General features: G+C 64.0%; 20 protein-coding genes and 3 tRNA genes. 5 read left to right on the top strand and 18 right to left on the bottom strand.

Annotation, left to right across the window (positions count from 1 at the left end):
• Positions 1–5 precede the first annotated feature (5 nt).
• Complete coding sequence (locus AUL28_RS16670) at positions 6–734, top strand: HIRAN domain-containing protein (RefSeq protein WP_202814891.1); 729 nt, start codon at positions 6–8, stop codon at positions 732–734.
• Positions 735–1,243: 509 nt separating this feature from the next.
• On the opposite strand, the gene AUL28_RS16665 is transcribed toward AUL28_RS16670, so the two are convergent.
• Positions 1,244–1,320: transfer RNA gene (locus AUL28_RS16665), tRNA-Pro, on the bottom strand.
• 172 nt (positions 1,321–1,492) lie between these two features.
• Here AUL28_RS16665 and AUL28_RS16660 point away from each other — a divergent pair.
• Positions 1,493–1,567: transfer RNA gene (locus AUL28_RS16660), tRNA-Gln, on the top strand.
• A gap of 21 nt (positions 1,568–1,588) precedes the next feature.
• On the opposite strand, the gene AUL28_RS16655 is transcribed toward AUL28_RS16660, so the two are convergent.
• Both AUL28_RS16655 and AUL28_RS16650 read right to left on the bottom strand, forming a co-directional pair.
• Positions 1,589–3,397, bottom strand: a complete 1,809-nt coding sequence (locus tag AUL28_RS16655; protein ID WP_062234645.1) for a glycoside hydrolase family 15 protein — start codon at positions 3,395–3,397, stop codon at positions 1,589–1,591.
• A gap of 175 nt (positions 3,398–3,572) precedes the next feature.
• A tRNA-Pro gene (locus AUL28_RS16650) sits at positions 3,573–3,649 on the bottom strand.
• A gap of 181 nt (positions 3,650–3,830) precedes the next feature.
• On the opposite strand from AUL28_RS16650, the gene AUL28_RS16645 reads away from it, so the two are divergent.
• Positions 3,831–4,304: a hypothetical protein gene (locus AUL28_RS16645; protein WP_156420036.1), complete on the top strand. Its 474-nt coding sequence runs from the start codon at positions 3,831–3,833 to the stop codon at positions 4,302–4,304.
• Between the two features lie 70 nt (positions 4,305–4,374).
• On the opposite strand, the gene AUL28_RS16640 is transcribed toward AUL28_RS16645, so the two are convergent.
• The 6 genes from AUL28_RS16640 to AUL28_RS16615 form a co-directional block, all read right to left on the bottom strand.
• The gene (locus AUL28_RS16640; protein WP_062234755.1) at positions 4,375–4,917 is read right to left on the bottom strand and encodes a MerR family transcriptional regulator; all 543 of its coding nucleotides are present in this window, start codon (positions 4,915–4,917) and stop codon (positions 4,375–4,377) included.
• Between the two features lie 16 nt (positions 4,918–4,933).
• Positions 4,934–5,275 carry an integration host factor subunit alpha gene (locus AUL28_RS16635; protein WP_058599611.1) on the bottom strand — a complete coding sequence of 114 codons (342 nt, stop codon included), beginning with the start codon at positions 5,273–5,275 and terminating at the stop codon, positions 4,934–4,936.
• Between the two features lie 117 nt (positions 5,276–5,392).
• Entirely contained in the window at positions 5,393–6,361 is a 969-nt protein-coding gene (locus tag AUL28_RS16630) for a beta-ketoacyl-ACP synthase III (protein ID WP_062234752.1), read from the bottom strand.
• A gap of 2 nt (positions 6,362–6,363) precedes the next feature.
• Positions 6,364–7,455 (bottom strand): phosphate acyltransferase PlsX, encoded by a 1,092-nt coding sequence (plsX, locus tag AUL28_RS16625; protein WP_082640520.1) that lies wholly within the window; start codon positions 7,453–7,455, stop codon positions 6,364–6,366.
• Positions 7,456–7,526: 71 nt separating this feature from the next.
• Positions 7,527–8,093: a YceD family protein gene (locus AUL28_RS16620; RefSeq protein WP_062234638.1), complete on the bottom strand. Its 567-nt coding sequence runs from the start codon at positions 8,091–8,093 to the stop codon at positions 7,527–7,529.
• A complete protein-coding gene (locus AUL28_RS16615) occupies positions 8,090–8,632 on the bottom strand; it encodes a ubiquinol-cytochrome C chaperone family protein (RefSeq protein WP_062234635.1) in 543 nt (180 codons plus the stop codon). The genes AUL28_RS16620 and AUL28_RS16615 overlap by 4 nt, the downstream gene beginning before the upstream one ends.
• 144 nt (positions 8,633–8,776) lie before the next feature.
• Between AUL28_RS16615 and AUL28_RS16610 the strand changes: the two genes are divergently transcribed.
• Positions 8,777–9,307 carry an outer membrane protein assembly factor BamE gene (locus AUL28_RS16610; protein WP_058599614.1) on the top strand — a complete coding sequence of 177 codons (531 nt, stop codon included), beginning with the start codon at positions 8,777–8,779 and terminating at the stop codon, positions 9,305–9,307.
• Positions 9,308–9,431: 124 nt separating this feature from the next.
• Here the strand turns inward: AUL28_RS16610 and nusB are convergent, their stop codons facing one another.
• From nusB to AUL28_RS16565, 9 genes are all read right to left on the bottom strand, one after another.
• Positions 9,432–9,926 carry a transcription antitermination factor NusB gene (gene nusB / locus AUL28_RS16605; RefSeq protein ID WP_062234632.1) on the bottom strand — a complete coding sequence of 165 codons (495 nt, stop codon included), beginning with the start codon at positions 9,924–9,926 and terminating at the stop codon, positions 9,432–9,434.
• 3 nt (positions 9,927–9,929) lie between these two features.
• Positions 9,930–10,376 (bottom strand): 6,7-dimethyl-8-ribityllumazine synthase, encoded by a 447-nt coding sequence (locus AUL28_RS16600; RefSeq protein ID WP_062222749.1) that lies wholly within the window; start codon positions 10,374–10,376, stop codon positions 9,930–9,932.
• Between the two features lie 141 nt (positions 10,377–10,517).
• Complete coding sequence (locus tag AUL28_RS16595) at positions 10,518–11,132, bottom strand: riboflavin synthase (protein ID WP_058633549.1); 615 nt, start codon at positions 11,130–11,132, stop codon at positions 10,518–10,520.
• On the bottom strand, positions 11,132–12,220 hold the full coding sequence (ribD, locus tag AUL28_RS16590) for a bifunctional diaminohydroxyphosphoribosylaminopyrimidine deaminase/5-amino-6-(5-phosphoribosylamino)uracil reductase RibD (RefSeq protein WP_062234629.1): 1,089 nt from the start codon (positions 12,218–12,220) through the stop codon (positions 11,132–11,134). The genes AUL28_RS16595 and ribD overlap by 1 nt, the downstream gene beginning before the upstream one ends.
• Positions 12,207–12,689 (bottom strand): transcriptional regulator NrdR, encoded by a 483-nt coding sequence (gene nrdR / locus AUL28_RS16585; RefSeq protein ID WP_062234626.1) that lies wholly within the window; start codon positions 12,687–12,689, stop codon positions 12,207–12,209. Before nrdR ends, ribD begins: the two co-directional genes overlap by 14 nt.
• 9 nt (positions 12,690–12,698) lie before the next feature.
• Positions 12,699–14,018: a serine hydroxymethyltransferase gene (gene glyA / locus AUL28_RS16580; protein WP_058599619.1), complete on the bottom strand. Its 1,320-nt coding sequence runs from the start codon at positions 14,016–14,018 to the stop codon at positions 12,699–12,701.
• A 161-nt stretch (positions 14,019–14,179) separates the two neighbouring features.
• Positions 14,180–15,511: a L,D-transpeptidase family protein gene (locus tag AUL28_RS16575; protein WP_058633425.1), complete on the bottom strand. Its 1,332-nt coding sequence runs from the start codon at positions 15,509–15,511 to the stop codon at positions 14,180–14,182.
• 330 nt (positions 15,512–15,841) lie between these two features.
• Positions 15,842–16,351: a transcriptional regulator LdtR gene (gene ldtR, locus AUL28_RS16570; protein WP_058599621.1), complete on the bottom strand. Its 510-nt coding sequence runs from the start codon at positions 16,349–16,351 to the stop codon at positions 15,842–15,844.
• 160 nt (positions 16,352–16,511) lie between these two features.
• Positions 16,512–16,937 (bottom strand): DUF6163 family protein, encoded by a 426-nt coding sequence (locus AUL28_RS16565; protein WP_058633424.1) that lies wholly within the window; start codon positions 16,935–16,937, stop codon positions 16,512–16,514.
• 274 nt (positions 16,938–17,211) lie between these two features.
• On the opposite strand from AUL28_RS16565, the gene hemB reads away from it, so the two are divergent.
• A complete protein-coding gene (gene hemB / locus AUL28_RS16560) occupies positions 17,212–18,234 on the top strand; it encodes a porphobilinogen synthase (protein ID WP_062234749.1) in 1,023 nt (340 codons plus the stop codon).
• The last annotated feature ends 3 nt before the right edge of the window (positions 18,235–18,237 follow it).

Raw genomic sequence — 18,237 nt, 5'->3', positions numbered from 1 at the left:
ACGCCGTGCTGCTGCTCGAAGCGGGCGAAGGAATCCTGTACGGCCGCGTCCGTCCCGTCGTCGGCGACCGACTGCATCTCGTCCGCGAGCCAGAAAACAGGCACGACGCGAATGCCGTCGAGGTCTGGTGGCGCAACGAGTACAAGCTGGGCCACGTGCCGCGGTACCTCGCCCGCATCGTCGCGCCGGAGTTGGATGCGGGGAAGGCGCTGCGGGCATACGTCTGGAACGGCGGCGACGGAGGAGCATGGTCGGTCGACATGCTGCTCGTCGGGCCGGCCGTCGCGAAGCTGCACGGCCAATGGCTGGAGCGCGAAGCCCATAACGCCGAGTACACCCTGCGGATGGTCGCGAGACGGCGCCGGCGCGAATCGACGGGCCTCGTCCACGCCACCGTCGTCGACCGGGAACAGGCGGAACGGAGGCGGGACCGCCTGGCGCAGGCGGTCTCGGTCTTCTCGCGGCTGCCGTTCGAGCCGGATCTGCCGGCCGTCGGCGAGGAGGCGTCGGCCGAGGTGCTCGCCGACCGGATCGGGATGTCGGCGTCGACGGTCCACGCCGTCGCGAAGCGGCTCGGCATCGGAAGGCGCGTGGATCGCCGAGGCTGGTACGCGTGGGCTCTGCCCTACGTGATGACGGCAGAGCTGCGGGAGGCGCTGCTAGATCGGTGCCGGAAACCGCGGGCGATCGGTCGGCAGATGGTCGGGATCAGCGGCGACAGGTATGCCGCGTGATCGGCGCGTTCTGGTTACGTTCTAGAACTACGGATAAGCCGGCGTTGCCTCATATGTCAGGCAGTGTCGCGGATAGTGACGGCTATATGGGGCACGGCTTCGCATTCGCAGGATCGCGTTGACCACGACGTAGGGACGTCGGAAGGATGTGTGTTGCGGAGCAGCGGGCAGCGTCCTACGTTACTATTCGAGCGTCGGACGGATGGGCCACGCGTTAGTCGGCCGCGAGGGAAGCGGCCATAAGATTCCGGGGCCTCCGGTTGGCCCTGATGAGATGCGAGGGCGCTGACGGCGAGGGATGCCGGCGGCGCCCTTTCCATTTGAGCACGCGCATCACCCTTCTCGACCCATGATCTAGCCCAAGCCGTGGGTCGAACTCCGGGCCACGTGCGGATTGCTGCAAGCCGCGTCGGGCCAACAAAACAGGCGTATCGTTGGCGGTATCGTTGGCAGCCGACCCCAAGCTTTCGGGAAGCTTTCGAAAACCATATCGTTTTCAGGGGGATGGCTGGTCGGAGTGGCAGGATTTGAACCTGCGACCCCCTCGTCCCGAACGAGGTGCGCTACCAGGCTGCGCTACACTCCGTGGCCGAGTGGGGATATAGCCAACGGCTCCTGAGTCGGCAACATCTTTCTACGTCTCCGCAAGAGATTTCTCGATCGCCTTGGAGAGGGCGATCGAGACGTTTCAAACGCTCATGCCAGTTGCCAGATCGTCCAAGCCCGACTATAGAGGCCTTGCACTGATCTTGGTCCTTTGGGGCGTAGCCAAGCGGTAAGGCAGCGGTTTTTGGTACCGCCATCCCCTGGTTCGAATCCAGGCGCCCCAGCCACGAGTGTTCATCAATTTCCTATCATATGTCATTGCCTGACAGCGTTGCGGCTGTCTGGATCAAGGCCAGATGGGTCAGCCCCTGCGGCATGTTCCCCAGGAAGGTGCCGTCTGACGGATTGATCATCTCGCTGAAGATGCCCGAGCCCCGATCGAGTCCTGCCAGAATGGCTCGGAAGCGGGTCTCCGCTTCGTCGCGATGGCCCAAGAGAGCCAGAGCCTCGCAATGCCAGAAGGAGCAGGCGAGGAAGCAGCCTTCGTCCGACTCGACGCCGCTGTAGCGATAGTGAAATGCGCCTGCACTCAGATGCCGGTCGATCGCCCGGATGGTCTTCTCCAGACGATCACGACCATCGAAACCGAAACGCACTGCGAGCGCCAGCGAAGCGTCGAAGGCGTCGCTACCGGGATAGAAGAGATAGGATTGACGCTCCTCGCACCAGCAATGCGCGTCGATCCAGGCGGCGATCCGATCACGCGTCCGCTCCCAGCGCGGCTGGCACGTTGCAGGAAGATGACCGCCGGCCGCAAGTTCCGCCGCCCGCGCCATTCCCTGCCACGCGCTGATCTTGGACATGGTGTAGTGTTCGAGTTCGTTCAATTCCCAGATACCGGCGTCCTTGCGTCGCCACGCGTCGGCGCATGTATCGGCGATGCCCGCCAGAACCTCGGCGCTATGCGGGTCGATGATATGGCCAGCCGCCACGAATCGGGCCGCCGTCTCGAACAGATCGCCGTAGACGCCGAGTTGAAGCTGTTTGGCCGCCTGATTGCCACGAACAACCGGACGGCTGTTCCTGTATCCCGGCAGATCGATCTCCTGCACCGGCTCCACGAGCGCACCGTTCAATTGGTAGCAGACATGCGTTCCATGCTCTTCGAGACGATGGATCAGCCATGTGAAGGCGGCCTTCGCTTCGGACATGGCACCGATCCGCAGGAAGGCCTTGATCGTGTAGGAGGCATCCCTGACCCAGGCATAGCGGTAATCGTAGTTCTTGTGGTTGCCGATGCCTTCCGGCAGGGAGGTGGTGGCCGCCGCCGCGATGGCGCCGGTCGGAGAATAAAGCAGAAACTTCAACGCCAGAGCGCTGCGCATCACCTCCGGCGCGAACAAGCCATCATAGCCGATCTCGGCGGACCACTCGCGCCATTCCTTGTCGGACACGTCGATCCGCCGGTCGATCTCCTCCATCTTGGCGACAACCAGAGGCTCGTTCTGGCCCGCGATGATCGCAACGATCTCGCGCTGGCCGACCTCGACGCAAAACCGCGCTTCGATCCCTTCATCCTCTTCGGACAGGATTTCGACGCCTGTCGTATGGCGAAACAGACCAAGCACCTCGCCCGCGTGGAAGGTCATGGCGTTATCGTTTCGGGAGAGATAGGGGCAGATGGAATCAGCCCGGGTGCTGAAGCGCAGGCGAACGGTGAACTCCACACGCCCTTCCAGCCCCTCGATCCGCCGCGCAAGCTCGCACCAGGGCAGCCGCCCGCCCGGGCCCGTATTCAACGACTCGGTCAGGACCGCTCGTCCGCTGGCCGTGGTGAAGACGGTCTCGTGGACATTGCTTCCGTCGCGATAGCCGCGCTTCGTGGTGAAGGGCTCGGTGGGCGCGATTAGGAAGCAGCCGCCATTCTGCTCCGCCAGAAGGCGGTCGAACATCGGAGGCGAATCCAGATTGGGGACGCACCACCAATCGATCGACCCATCGGCGCCGGACAAAGCCACGGAACGCCCATCGCCAAGGGCCGCATAGCCACAGAGCGGGAGATACCCAAGTTCGGTCCGGTCAGGGAACGGCCCCGTTCGGGGATAGGATTTCAGCATGAAGACGGTTACTCAGGACGGACAGACAGGGCGTAGCCGCCATGCCGGTGTGATGAAGGTCCTGACCGAATGTATGTGGAGGCGACCGGGTTTCACGAGCGGTCATCGGCCGCAGGCAAACTTCGCTCCATCCAAGTGGTAGAGCACAAAGATCGCTACGATGAAATCGCGGAGATGGTCGGAGCGAGAGGATTCGAACCTCCGACCCCCTGAACCCCATTCAGGTGCGCTACCAGGCTGCGCTACGCTCCGACTGGACCCTCACTAGAAGATGATCCCGCCGGACGCAAGCCTTTTCGCAGATTCGTCGCGTCGAAATGCGAGGGCGCAGTTTCAAGAGCCATCCGTCTCGACGGATGCGCATGGGCACGGCGTAAGGGCATTTTAAACCATACTCGTTAGCTTGGACCCTATCGAAGCCTGGGGTTGTGCCGTGTTCCGCAAACTCGCCGTACTGATGGGAAGTCTCGTCGCGCTTTCAGCATGCGGTTACACGTTGCGTGCGCGCATCGTGCCGTCCAGCGGACCTGTCGTCGGCCAATGTCTGGATGGATCGGTTCGGGCCTCCCGCCCGGTGGACAGAATCTGCCGCGACCGACACGACCGCGTCCGGGCGTCCTACGAAGTCGAAACGCCCTCCCCCCGAACGCTGCTCGACGCTCACGCATCGCTGCGGCCCGGTCACTTCGACAGGCTTCGGGTGGCGGAAGTAAGCCGACGCGACGATCTGCTGATGCCGACCTCGCTGCGCAGGCTGGACCGATTGGCAGATGCTCCGGGCGAGTTAACCAGCCGATCCCTGAGCGAGCGTTTTGAGGCGCGCCAGCGCATGGCCCCGGTCATTGCGATGCCGAGGGTCATCGATATTTCGGCAGTGCAGTCGGCGCTTCGCGGATCGGTCGATTAGGGACAATTCGCAGGCGGCATTGGAAGACGCCTTAATCATCAGAAAGCCACGGCCGCCCGAGCAGCCGCCGTCAGCGAACCTGATCGAGAAGACGCTTCAGTTCCAGAAGCTCCAGAATCACGCCATTCAGACGCGTCGCCGCATCGCCGGACAGGGAGGCCGGGCTCGGCGACATATCGCCGTCGCGCTCACGGCGCAGGAGATTTGACAGGCCGCCACGCGGCTTTTCCGGCGTATAAACTGGCATTACTTCGTCACCGGCCTCTTCGATGTCTGGGTCGACCACGACAGCGGACGGCGGCCCTGCCCGCCCGGCCTGAAGCCGATCGAGGCCGCTGAGATCACCGCCGCCGATCGCCATCACAGCGCGAGGCCCGCTTTCCCTGAGAATGCGTTGAACACCGCGGATCGTGAAACCGCGGACATACAAGAGGTGGCGAATCCCCTTGAGAAGCTCGACATCGTCGGGCCTGTAATAGCGCCGTCCCCCACCCCGCTTCATCGGCCGAATCTGCGGAAAACGGGTTTCCCAGAACCGCAGCACGTGTTGAGGCAGGTCGAGATCCTCGGCCACCTCGCTGATGGTCCGAAAGGCGTCGGCGCTCTTATCGATCATGCCTTTGGGGCCATCACTCGGCAGCCTTCAGCGCCGGCTGCGCGGCCAGGACGCGCCGGTCATGCGCGGCCAGGATGCGGTCCTTCATGACGTTGGAGGGTTTGAACACGGCCACGCGGCGCGGAGAGATCGGAACCTCTTCGCCAGTCTTGGGGTTTCGCCCCACGCGCTCGTTCTTGGCGCGCACAAGAAAGGATCCGAAGGAGGAAATCTTGACCGCCTCGCCCTTGGCGATGGTCAGGCAGATTTCTTCGAGAACGGACTCCACGAGATAGGCCGACTCGGTGCGCGAGAGACCGATCTTGCGGAACACTGCCTCGGCGAGATCGGCCCGCGTCAACGTCCTGTCGCCCATGCGTTTCCCCTGCTCAAATTCTGGCACGACGTTGCTCCCGGCCCCCACAGCCTCTCGGGAAACATCCGCCATCACAATCGAAAATACCGAAAAACGTAGCGCAATCAAGCCGTCAGCTTACCAGCGGACGACCACCGCACCCCAGGTGAAGCCGCCGCCCATCGCTTCGAGGAGCACGAGATCGCCCGGTTTGATGCGCCCGTCCCGGCGCGCCACGTCGAGCGCGAGCGGGATGGAGGCTGCCGAGGTGTTGCCATGACGATCTACGGTCATAACCACCTTTTCCGGCGCGATGCCGAGTTTCTTGGCGGAGGCGTCGATGATGCGGCGGTTGGCCTGATGCGGCACGAACCAGTCGATATCGTCGGCCGTGATGCCCAGAGCGGCAAAGGAATCCTCCACCACGTCGGTGATCATTCCGACCGCGTGCTTGAAGACCTCGCGGCCTTCCATGCGGAGCTGACCGACCGTGCCGGTTGTGGACGGGCCGCCATCGACATAAAGCTTCTCGAAATGCGAGCCGTCCGAGCGCAGCTTGGCGGTGAGAATGCCGCGCCCCGCCTCGCTCTCCTCTTCGCTCCGCTCCAGAACCACAGCGGCCGCGCCATCGCCGAAGAGGACGCAGGTCGTTCGGTCGGTCCAGTCGAGAATTCGGCTGAAGGTCTCGGCGCCAATCACCAGCGCGCGGCGCGCCAGACCCGAGCGCAGGTGCAGATCGGCGGTCGTCAGCGCATAGACGAAGCCGCTGCATACCGCCTGCAGGTCGAACGCATAGCCTGCGGTGATGCCGAGCCGGCGCTGGATCTGAACGGCTGAGGCCGGAAACGTATTGTCCGGCGTTGCCGTCGCCACGATGATGAGGTCGATATCGTCAGGCACCAGACCGGCGGCGGCAAGGGCCTCTCGCGCGGCCCCCTCGCCCAGCGAGACCGTGGTTTCGCCCTCGCCCGCGATATGGCGCTGCTTGATGCCGGTGCGCTGCTGAATCCAGTCGTCGCTGGTCTCGACGAGGCTTTCCATCTCGGCATTGGTCATGACGCGCTGGGGCAGCGCCGAGCCGGTTCCGAGGATAACGGAGCGGAGAATGGTCATTGAAGCGCTTCCTTGGGTTCGGAGGCTTCAAGCTCTCCTGCGTCCGTTACAGGGGCGACCTGCGTATAGACTTGACCGAAATCGGCCTCGATCTTGGCCAGGAGCCCGTTGGCCGCCATGGCGTGCGCCACATCGATGGCGGCCGCCGTGCCTTCGGCGTCGGCACTGCCATGGCTCTTGATGACGACGCCGTTCAAGCCGAGGAACACGCCGCCATTGACCTTGTTGGGGTCCATCTTGTCGCGCAGCCGGTCGAAGGCGCTCTTGGCGAAGAGATATCCGATCTTGGCCATCCAGGTCCGCGTCATGGCGGCGCGCAGATAGGACGCGATCTGCTTGGCAGTGCCCTCCGCCGTCTTCAGCGCGATATTGCCGGTAAAGCCCTCGGTGACGACCACGTCCACCGTGCCCTTGCCGAGATCGGTGCCTTCCACGAAGCCGCGATAATCGAGACCGGCGATCGGCGTTTCCTTGAGAAGACGCCCGGCTTCCTTGACCTCGTCCTGGCCCTTGACCTCCTCGACACCGATATTGAGGAGGCCAACGGTCGGGCGCTCGATATGGAACAGCGCGCGAGCCATGGCGGCGCCCATCACCGAGAAGTCGATCAGCTGTTGCGAATCGGCCCCGATCGTCGCGCCGACATCAAGTACGATGCTCTCGCCGCGCAGGGTCGGCCAGATCGCGGCGATAGCGGGCCGTTCGATATTGGCCATGGTGCGCAGGCAGAATTTTGCCATCGCCATCAGCGCGCCGGTGTTGCCGGCCGAGACGGCGACATCCGCTTCCCCGGTCTTCACAGCCTCGATCGCCTTCCACATGGAGGACTTGTGCCGACCCTGACGCAGCGCCTGCGAGGGCTTGTCGTCCATGCGCACCGAAACCGGGCAATGATGGAACACGGAGCGCGCCGCGAGCTTGGGCAGGCGTGCCAGCACCGGGCGCACCACATCCTCCTGCCCGAAGAGAATGAAGCGCATCTCCGGGTGTCGCTCCAGGGCTATCTGCGCTCCGGCCAGAATCACCTCAGGGCCGTGGTCGCCGCCCATGGCATCCAGGGCGAGGGTGATAGAGGCTTTGGAATCCAAAATGGGCTCGCTTTCCGCAATCCGGCCGAAGGCCGGCCTATCGAAGACTGGTGTTGGGGGGACCGGATCGGTCAGTCGCGCGTCTTTAGCTGACTGAGAGCCGCAAAGGGAGAGACCCGCCCGCCCTGAGGATCGGGATCGGTGTCCATGTCCTGAAACTCCGCGCCGTCCGAGCGCGGGTAAGGATCGAGCGCGAGGCCGACAACCTCGGTGAGATAGGCTCCGAGATCGATCCGATCGCCCGTGAAGGTCTCAGGGATATCCGCGCCTTCCGGGTCGAGATGAAGCTCGCCGTCATCCTGCGGCGCGATGCGCGAGAGTTTCGAGCCATCCGGCACGAAGATGACCTCGATCCGCTCGTCCATCGCTTCCGGCACGGGGTCGGTCGTGACGACGCAAGCCTGCGTCACCTTTGCCCGCAGCCGGCCCTCGACCTCCACGCCGTCGCGCTTCCAGCGGCGAACCGTGAGATCGGCGGTCAGCGCGTCGACGGACAGAATGCCGAGCAGCGCTGTCAACTCGCGGCGCTCCTCCTCGCTCGCCTCGAAGCGAACCGGCATCCCGTTCTGCGGCAGCTTGGCGACGCCCAACTCCAGCTTGAGGGGGGCCGGCTCCAGGTTCGGTTCAGAGCGATTCATCGGGCCTTCGTTCCACGGTCTGTTTCAAGGCGCCCGGCCAGCAGCCGGTCGGCCGACAGGCTGTCGTACCAGCGCGCGTCATCCATCATATGGGATGCGAGATGCGTGGCCGCATCGGGCCGTCCGCCCGGCGCATCCGCAAAGGCGCCAGCCCGCAGCACGTCAGCCAGCGCCGCTCTATCGCCTACCGAAAGCGGCCCTTCCATGGCGGCGACGCGTGCATAGAAGCGCGCGGCCAGCGCCCGCATGCGCTTGGGCACCGCCAGATAGCCGATCCCCAGCTCGCGAAGCGAATGGTCGAGATCGGTCATGAACCGATCCACCAGATCCTGCGAGAACTCCGCCAGCGACGGGTCGCGCCCGCATCGCCGCAAAACGAGGAAAACCTCGATGCAGAGCGATTCGTAGCGCCCCATCACCGTGTCCGGCAGGCCGCCCTCTTCGAAGCGGGCGGGCTGACGCGCGCGCGCGACGACCTGATCCCAGATCGCCTCGACGATATCCCTGTTCCGACGCCTGCGACGGAAGGCTTCGAGCATTCCGCACCCTATTGCTTGATCCCCAATCCGGTTCGCACGGGCGCGGTACGATTGCAACGCTTCCCAAGGTGCTTTACCAAGTCGCCATCTATTTAGAGGGCATTTGCCTCAATTTCCGACCATGTCCGGCCCTAAGCGGCGGTCATGTGCTGTCTAGGTTCGGGGAGTAGCGCCAGCGTGAGCGATCTGAAACGAGTTTTGCGTCCCCTGACCCTGGCGGCAGGCCTCGGCGCCAGCTTGGCTCTTGGCGCGTGCCAGACCTCGCAGGTCTATAATCAGGGCTATATCGTGGACGAGCAGACCCTGGCGCAGGTGCCGGTCGGCTCCAGCCGCGAGCAGGTTCTCCTGGCGCTCGGCACGCCTTCCACGACCGCGACCTTCGACAACGAAGTCTTCTACTATATCTCGCAGAAGCGCGTTCGCCCCGTCGCCTTCATGAACCCGCGCCTCGTGGATCAGCGCGTGCTCGCGATCTATTTCAACAAGAACAACACGGTCGATCGCATCGCCAATTACGGGCTCGAGAACGGTCGCATCTTCGACTTCATCTCGCGCACGACGCCGACTTCGGGCCGCGACACGAGCTTCCTCGGCTCGATTCTGTCCGACAAGGGACCGTCCGGCGGCGACATTCTCGAAAAGATGGGCCGCTCCAGCGTTTCGCCGGGCCGCTGAGTTTCGGATCAGGGGCAGGCCGCTTTTGCGGCCTGACTCCCGCCAACGAAAGGCCGCTGGCATATTGCCGAGCGGCCTTTGATTTATTGAAGATAGAAGGCCGGTGAAGAATCGGCCGTCGGCTTCAAGAGCGGGCGCTTGGTCCGCGAGCATCGCCTCGCGCGTTGCGCGCGACGCGGTCGAGCACGGCGTTGACGAGGCGCGGTTCTTCGTCGCCGTAGAAGGCCTTGGCAATATCGACATATTCGCTGACGATCACCGCCGTCGGCACATCCTTGCGGCTCGTCACCTCGTAGGCTCCAGCGCGCAGGATGGCGCGCAACGTCGTGTCGAGGCGCGACAGCGGCCAGTCGGAGGTCAGCGCCGAATGGATCAATGGGTCGATCGTGGTCTGCGCGCGCACGACGCCGGAGACGATGTCGCGGAACCAAGCCGCATCGGCCTCGCGATACATGTCCCCGTCCAGTTCCCGGCCGAGGCGGAAGGATTCGTATTCCGCCACCGTTTCGAGAAGGCTCGTTCCGCCCACATCCATCTGATAGAGCGCCTGAACGGCTGCGAGGCGCGCCGCGCCGCGCTTGTTGGCGGGGCGCACGGTTTTCGGATCGAGGTCGGACATGGCTCAGCCCCCAAATCGCTGGCGCAAAGCGATCATGGTGAGCGCTGCTTCGGCTGCCGCCGCACCCTTGTTTTTGCGATCGGGCCGCGCGCGCTCCAGCGCCTGCGCCTCGTTTTCGACCGTCAGAATGCCGTTTCCGATGGCCACGCCGTCCTGCACCGTCAGGTCCATGATGGCGCGGCTGGACTCGTTGGACACGACCTCGAAGTGATAGGTCTCACCGCGAAGCACCGAACCAAGGGCGACGAAACCGTCATACTCGCGGCCGCCTTCTTCGGCGCCGGCGAGAGCGAAGGCGATGGCCGCCGGAATCTCCAGAGCACCAGGAACGGTCACGACCTCATAGGTCGCGCCGGCGGCGTCGAGATGCGCCTTGGCGCCTTCGAGCAGGAAATCTGCGAGATGATCGTAGAAACGAGCTTCTACGATCAGAATATGCGGCGCCGACATGCGGGGAACCTTCCAATAAGCGAAGCGGCGACGCTCGGCTGAGGGAGGACCGGGCTCGGCACGCGGATGTTCAACAAAGGCAAGGGCCGGCCGGCATCAGCCGATCGGCCCGAAACTCAACCGATACGGCAACACGCGACGTCAGGCGGCGCGGCCAGTACCGAACAGACGCTCCGCATAGCGCGCAATCTGATCGACCTCAAGGTTCACCGAATCGCCAACCTTCTTTTCGCCCCAGGTGGTTACTTCCAGCGAGTGACGGATCAGGAGAACATCGAAACGGCGATCGTCCACGCCATTCACCGTGAGCGACGTACCATCGAGGCAGACCGAGCCCTTGGGCGCGATATAGCGGGCGAGCGACTCCGGCGCTTCGAGCGTGAAGCGAACGGCCTCGCCCTCGTCCTCGCGCGCCACGATCTGGGCTTGCCCGTCCACATGGCCGGAGACGAGATGCCCGCCCAGCTCGTCGCCGACCTTCAGCGCCCGCTCCAGATTGAGCCGCGTGCCCTCGCCCCAGCTACCGGCCGTCGTCAGACGCAGCGCCTCCTCCCAGGCCTCCATCTCGAACCAGCGGCTGTTGGTGCCGCTTTCGGGCAGCTTCGTCACCGTCAGGCAAACGCCCGAGCAGCTGATCGATGCGCCGATCAGAATGGTGTTTGGATCGTAGATCGTTTCAACCCGGAAGCGCCGTCCCTCGTCCAGCGCTTCAGTGGAAACGATACGGCCTATGTCCGACACGATACCCGTGAACATCAGCGGGGTGACCTTTCCCATTCGATCCAGCGATCATCGCCGAACTCTTCGTCGCGTTGCCGAATAAAGCCAGACAACGCGTTCAACCCTGCCGGCATCGCAACACCGGGGCCGCCGATCCCATGCCGCGAGCGGACAAGGATCACACGATCCACCAGATCGGCTTCCAAGAAGCTTTGTGCAAGGATCGGACCGCCCTCCAGAAGCAGGGTCGCGATCCCAAGCGGCACGAGACTGATGAGGAAGCCTGATAAGTCCCCCGCTCCAGCGCTGATGATCCGCGCCTTGCGAGCTGCGAAGGGCGCGAGACGCGCCGCCTCCGCGACATCGGTCGCGATGAAGGTCGGTACGCTTTCCGCCGTGTCGATCAGAGGATGATCGAGCGGCAGGCGCAAATGACGGTCGAGCACGATCCGTCGCGGCGAGCGAGCCTCCAGCCCCGGAAGACGGCAGGTCAGAAGCGGGCGGTCGGCCAACGCGGTGCCAACGCCCACCAGAATCGCGTCTGTCTCGGCGCGCAGGAGATGGGTCTGACGCCGGGCGATCGCACCCGAGATCGCCACCTGCCCCTCACCCATGCGCCCGACGAAACCTTCGCTGGAGACGGCCATCTTGAGCGTGACGAAGGGCCGGCGGCGCCGGATGCGCGACAGGAAGCCCTCGAAAGCGCGCTCGCCATTCGGTTGAAGAAGCTGATCCACGAGGACGCCGGCCCGGCGCAGGATCGCAGCGCCCTTGCCGTTCACGCGCGGATCGGGGTCGCCCGCGCCATACACGACCCGCCTCACGCCCGCTTCCACCAGCGCGTCGGCGCAGGGCGACGTCCGCCCGTGATGGGCGCAGGGCTCCAGCGTCACATAGGCCGTGGCGCCGCGCGCAGCCGATCCTGCCTCGGCCAGCGCCACGCGCTCGGCATGGGGCCGCCCGCCATGCGCCGTCACGCCGTGCCCTACCACGCGCCCATCCCCAGAAACGATCAGCGCGCCGACGGAGGGATTGTCCGCCGTCAGGCCGACATGGCGACGCGACAGGCGAAGCGCGGCGGCCATCCAGCGTTCGTCATCGGCCTGCATGTCAGGCCCGGTCATCGTCGGAGGCGGCGATCGGATCGCTTTTCAGCTCCTCGATCACCGATGCGAAATCCTTGGCCTCGCGAAAATCGCGATAGACCGAAGCAAAGCGGACATAGGCGACATCGTCCAACTGACGCAACGCGTCCATGACCAGACGCCCGACCAGCTCGGACGGCACGTCCGTTTCGCCGCTGGATTCCAGCTGACGAACGATGCCGGAAATCATGCGCTCGGCCCGCTCGGGATCGACGGGCCGCTTGCGCATGGCCGTGTGAACCGAGCGCGCGAGCTTCTCGCGCTCGAAGGGCACGCGCCGCCCCGACTTCTTCACCACCATGAGATCGCGCAATTGCACGCGCTCGAAAGTCGTGAAGCGGCCATTGCAGTCCGGGCAGATTCGCCGGCGCCGGATCGCCCCGCCGTCTTCGGCGGGGCGGGAATCCTTCACCTGGCTGTCCTGCGAGCCGCAAAAGGGACAGCGCATGAAAGCCGATCAGCCGAGATTGGCGTAGATCGGGAAGCGCTCGGTCAAGGCCTCGACCTTGCTCTTCACAGCCGCCTCGACGCTGGCATTGCCCTCATCGGAATTGGCCGACTTCAGGCCGTCGAGCACCTCGACGATCAGACGGCCGACCTCTTCGAACTCCGCCGTGCCGAAGCCGCGGGTGGTCGCAGCCGGTGTGCCGACGCGGATACCCGAGGTGATGGTCGGCTTTTCCGGGTCGTTGGGCACGCCGTTCTTGTTGCAGGTGATGCCGGCCCGGCCGAGCGCGACCTCCGACACCTTTCCCGTCAGCATCTTGGGGCGCAAGTCGACCAGCATCAGATGCGTGTCGGTTCCGCCCGAGACGATGTCGAGACCGCCATCGCGCAGCACGGCGGCCAGCGCCTTGGCATTGTCCACCACGGCCTTGATGTAGGTGCGGTAGCTCGGCTGCAGCGCCTCGCCGAAGGCGACGGCCTTGCCGGCGATCACATGCATGAGCGGGCCGCCCTGCAGGCCGGGGAAGATCGCCGAATTGATCTTCTTGGCGATGTCCTCGTCATTGGTCAGCACGAGTCCGCCGCGCGGGCCGCGCAGGGTCTTGTGCGTGGTCGAGGTCGCGACATGGGCGTGCGGGAACGGGCTCGGATGCTGACCACCCGCCACGAGGCCGGCGAAATGGGCCATATCCACCCAGAAGAACGCGCCGACCGCGTCCGCGATCTGGCGGAAGCGCGCGAAATCGATCTGACGCGAATAGGCCGATCCGCCCGCGATGATGATGTCGGGCTTGTGCTCGTGGGCCAGACGCTCGACCTGATCGTAGTCGATGAGGCCGGTTTCGAGATCGAGCCCATATTGAACCGCGTTGAACCAGCGGCCCGACAGATTCGGCTTGGCGCCATGCGTCAAATGACCGCCCGCGTCGAGGCTCATGCCCAGGATCGTCGCGCCCGGCTTGGACAGCGCCATGAGAACGGCCTGATTGGCCTGCGAGCCGCTATTGGGCTGCACATTGGCGAAGCCGCAGCCGAACAGCTGCTTGGCGCGATCAATCGCCAGCTGCTCCGCCACATCCACGAACTCGCAGCCGCCGTAATAGCGACGGCCAGGATAGCCCTCGGCATATTTGTTCGTCAGCACCGAGCCCTGCGCTTCCAGCACGGCGCGCGAGACGATGTTTTCGGAGGCGATCAGTTCGATCTCATGCTGCTGGCGATGCAACTCGTTGCGCATCGCGGCGAAGAGATCGGGATCGACAGTCGCGATGCCGTCGCCGAAGAACGGGTCGTGACGGGGCGACGTGTCCAGTACGGGCGCTTGCGACATGGGAACCTCCTGATCGCCGCCGGAAACGATCCATATCCGGCCGGTTTCGCGCGCTTAACACGTTCTGCAGCCTTGGCCAACCGGATGATGTCCAACGAAAAAAGGCCGGACACTAGGTCCGACCTGTTTTGTCGTAAGCAGGAAAAATCCAGCGAAAAAAGTCAGTACGGCAGGTCGGCGCTCGCCTGTTCGCCGACCGAATAGGCCGTGGTCTGAAGACGGTTCATCGCCAGCTGCGCGTCGCCATCGAGATGGTAGATATCGTCGCGGAACTGCACCACGGTGGGCTCGGTCGCCCAGGCCGTGAGATAGGTGAAGTGCAGCGGCACCGGGTTCGGGAAGTTCACGTCCTGCCTGGTGCGGGCCGCGATCGTCTTTTCGATCGCCGCGCGGTCCCAGCCCGGCGTGTCTTTCGCCAGCCAGACGATGAGGTCGCGCACGTTCTGAACGCGCACGCAGCCCGACGATTCGAAGCGCATCAGCTGCGAGAAGACGCTCTGCTGCGGCGTGTCGTGCATGTAGACCGAATAGGGATTCGGGAAGTTGATCTTCACCGACGACATGGCGTTCATTCGGCCCGGATTCTGGCGGAACAGATATTTCACCGCCTCGTCCGAATGCCAGTTGATGGATTCGGGCGGAATGACGCCGCCATCCGGCCCGTAGATGATGATGTCGTTGCGCGTGAGGTAGGTCGGGTCCTTCTGCATCAGCGGAATGATGTCCTTGCGGACGATCGAAGCCGGCGCATGCCAGTAGGGATTGAGGTTCAGATTGGTGATCTTCGAGTCCAGGATCGGCGTCTGACGGTCGATCTTGCCGACGACCGCCGTATGTCGCTGCACCACGCGGCCGTTCTCGACCGCTTCGATCGCAGCGGCCGGGATGTTGACCATCACGAACCGGCCGACATCGGGCTGAATCTTCTGGAGACGGTCGATGTTCTTGTAGAGCTGATTCAGGCGCACGTCGGCCGGCACGTTCAGCGCCTTCCAGGTGTATTCGCCCACCGTGCCGTCGGCCGGCAGACCGTGGCGCGCCTGGAAACGCTTCACCGCCGCATCGACATAGGTGTCGAAGGCCGTCGAGTTGCCGGCTTGGCGATCCAGATCGCCGGAGATGGCGAGGCGCTGGCGCAGCGCGGGAACCGCCGGGCTTTCCGCGCCCACCGCCAGCTTGCCGCCATCGGGAATGCTCGGCCAGCCGCCCGCGTTGACGATCTCCTGATAATGGCCGGCCGCCTGCTGCATCGAGCTCAGCGTTTCAGGCGAAAAGACCGGCTGATAGGAGGCGACATTGCGCACGCTCGCCGCGCGCGTGTCGAACTGGTCCGTCCAGCCTCCGCGATTGGGCGCGGCCAGAACACCGTCCAGCGCGCTCTGGGCGCGCGCAGCCCCCGCAAAAGCCGCCGCGCCGGCTGCGGTCGCCGCACCCGCCAGAAAACGGCGTCGCGACAAGCCATTCTGCATCCGGTCGGTCTCGCTCTTCGTCATGAAACCCTCTCGATATGGTTCTCGCTCGTTCATGCTTGCCTTTTCATAAAGGACGCATGGTAAACCAAAGTGAAACGAGCGGCACACGATCTCGCGAACAAGGGTCGCGAGTGACATGGCTTTGAAAGCGCATCGAAATAGGGCGAAAGCGTGAACCCGGCCGGTCATCGCGGACACACGAGCGAGAGGGCGATCGTCTGTTGCCGAAATGCTCATGCGGCTCGCATACGAGCACGGGTCACCGCAAATGCAAAACGCCCCGCGACCGGAACGACGGTCGCAGGGCGGCATGGAAGAACGCGGACTGGAGGACGCGCCCTCCCGCTCGTCTCAGAGACGATACATGATGGAGTCGTTCCAGAAGCGGTCGAGGCGTTGCAGCGACTTGTTCATCTTCTGGAATTCGCCTTCGTCGAGTCCCCCGACCTTGTCGATCGAGCCGATGTGGCGGTCATACAGCTCGGCGACGATTTCGGCGACCTCGCGCCCGGCCTTGGTCAAGGACACGCGCACGGCGCGGCGATCGACGCGGGATTTCTGATGGTCGATGAAGCCGAGTTCCACGAGCTTCTTCAGATTGTACGAGACATTGGAGCCGAGATAGAAACCGCGCGAGCGCAGCTCGCCCGCGGTCAGAACGGCATCGCCGATATTGAACAGAAGAAGCGCCTGCACGGCGTTGATATCGGTGCGACCGTTGCGGTCGAATTCGTCCTTGATCACATCCAGCAGGCGGCGGTGAAGCCGCTCCACCAGCTGGAGCGTTTCGAGGTAAAGAGACTTCAGTTCGACCTTCTCGACCATCGACTGCATATCGCGGCGGGCGGGCGTCGTTGACATGGGAACGGCTCCGTTGTTGCTTGGCGAAGGCCTCTTTTGGACCTTTTCTTGAAACCCAATCTACGGGGCGCCCCTAAAATTCGACTTAAACGTCACTGTTAACGAATTCTATCCTTCCGCGTTTACTATTTTTGCTTAACGATTGGTCATAATCAAAGAATCAATTCGAACGAGCCTTGCGCCGCGCCTCGACGAAGGCGACGAGCCGCAGCATGGCGAGCAACGCCAGCCCACCGGCATTGAGCCCAACCGCCAGAAGCTCAGCCCCGAAGAGATGGGGAAAGCCGAAATGCATCAGTGCCTCGACCAGGGTCAACAGAACCCAAATGACGGTGCCCCAGGACGTGACCATCCACAGGCCGATGCCGGCGATGGGATAGAGCACGGCAAGCGTGGGCGCCGCGAAGCGCCACCAGACGGGCATCAGGTCGAATCGCCAGAGCGGACCGTCGAAGATGCCGATCAGCCTCACCCAGTAGAACAGGCCCATGCCAAACAACGCGAGCCCCGCGATTCGGCATAGCCAGGCCGTCAACGCCCGGTTGAGGCTCGCTTCCGGGTCGGGCTTGAACAGTTCGATCGTCATCGCTGACGCCCGCCGCGCCCTGTTGGAGCGTTCGGCGGATCGAAGGTGAATGCGGTCATGTCATCGTCCCGTGGCCAGAAACCGGCACGCTGGCCCGTCTCGTTTCAGACGTAGAGCATCGGATCGCACGATGGCAGGGTGCGATGGTTTTTTCCCGCTGCACGGTTTCGTCAGGACGGGCGCGGGTCTATCTAGCGGGCGGAATGGGCGGCCGACCCGCGACCACCCGCTTCGACGGCGTTTTCACGATTCCATCAGCATGAGCGGCCCCGACATGAAGAACGAAAGCTCTCTCGCGCGCACGATCGATCAGGTAACGGGCGGCACGCGCCTGCGACGCCTGCGCCAGAACGACTGGGTGCGCCGACTCGTGCGCGAGAGCGATGTCAGCGTCAACGATCTGATCTGGCCGATTTTTGTGCGCGAAGGAGACGGCGCGCCGGAGCCCGTGGCCTCCATGCCTGGCGTGTTCCGCTATTCCGTCAAAGGCTGCGTCGAGGCGGCGCAGCGGGCGGCCGATCTGGGCATTCCCGTGATCGCGCTGTTTCCCTTCACCAACCCGGAGCTGCGCGACGAAACCGGCTCGCAGGCGCTGAACGCCGACAATCTCGTGTGCCGCGCCACACGCGCCATCAAGGACGCGGTTCCCGAGATCGGTATTCTCTGCGATGTCGCGCTCGATCCCTATACGAGCCACGGGCATGACGGGGTGGTGCGCGAGGGGCGGATTCTCAACGACGAGTCGGTCGAGCTTCTTTGCCGGCAGGCCGTGGTTCAGGCGCAAGCCGGCTGCGACATTATCGGCCCCTCCGACATGATGGACGGACGCGTGTCCTGCATTCGCGCGGCGCTCGATGGAGAGGGTCTGCGCGACACGATGATCATGTCCTATGCCGCCAAATATGCCTCCGCGTTCTACGGGCCATTCCGGGACGCGGTGGGCTCGACCGGCGCTCTGAAGGGCGACAAGCGGACCTACCAGATGGACATGGGCAATGCGGCGGAGGCGATCCGCGAGGCCGCGCAGGACATTGCCGAGGGCGCGGACATGATTATGGTCAAGCCCGGCCTGCCCTATCTCGACATTCTTGCAAGACTCGTCGAAGAATTTCGGATGCCAACCTTCGCCTATCAGACCTCGGGCGAATATTCGGTCATCATGGCGGCGGCGCAGAACGGCTGGATCGACGGCGACAAGGCGATGTTCGAGACCTTGCGCGCCTTCAAGCGCGCGGGCGCCAGCGGCGTTCTCAGCTATTTCTCGCCGCGCGTGGCCGAAGCGCTTCAGCAGCGCTGAACG

Source organism: Aureimonas sp. N4 (assembly GCF_001463925.1).
Classification (GTDB): domain Bacteria; phylum Pseudomonadota; class Alphaproteobacteria; order Rhizobiales; family Rhizobiaceae; genus Aureimonas; species Aureimonas ureilytica_A.
Note: the sequence above shows the minus strand (reverse complement) of the source record. Positions and strands in the feature narration are given on the sequence as shown.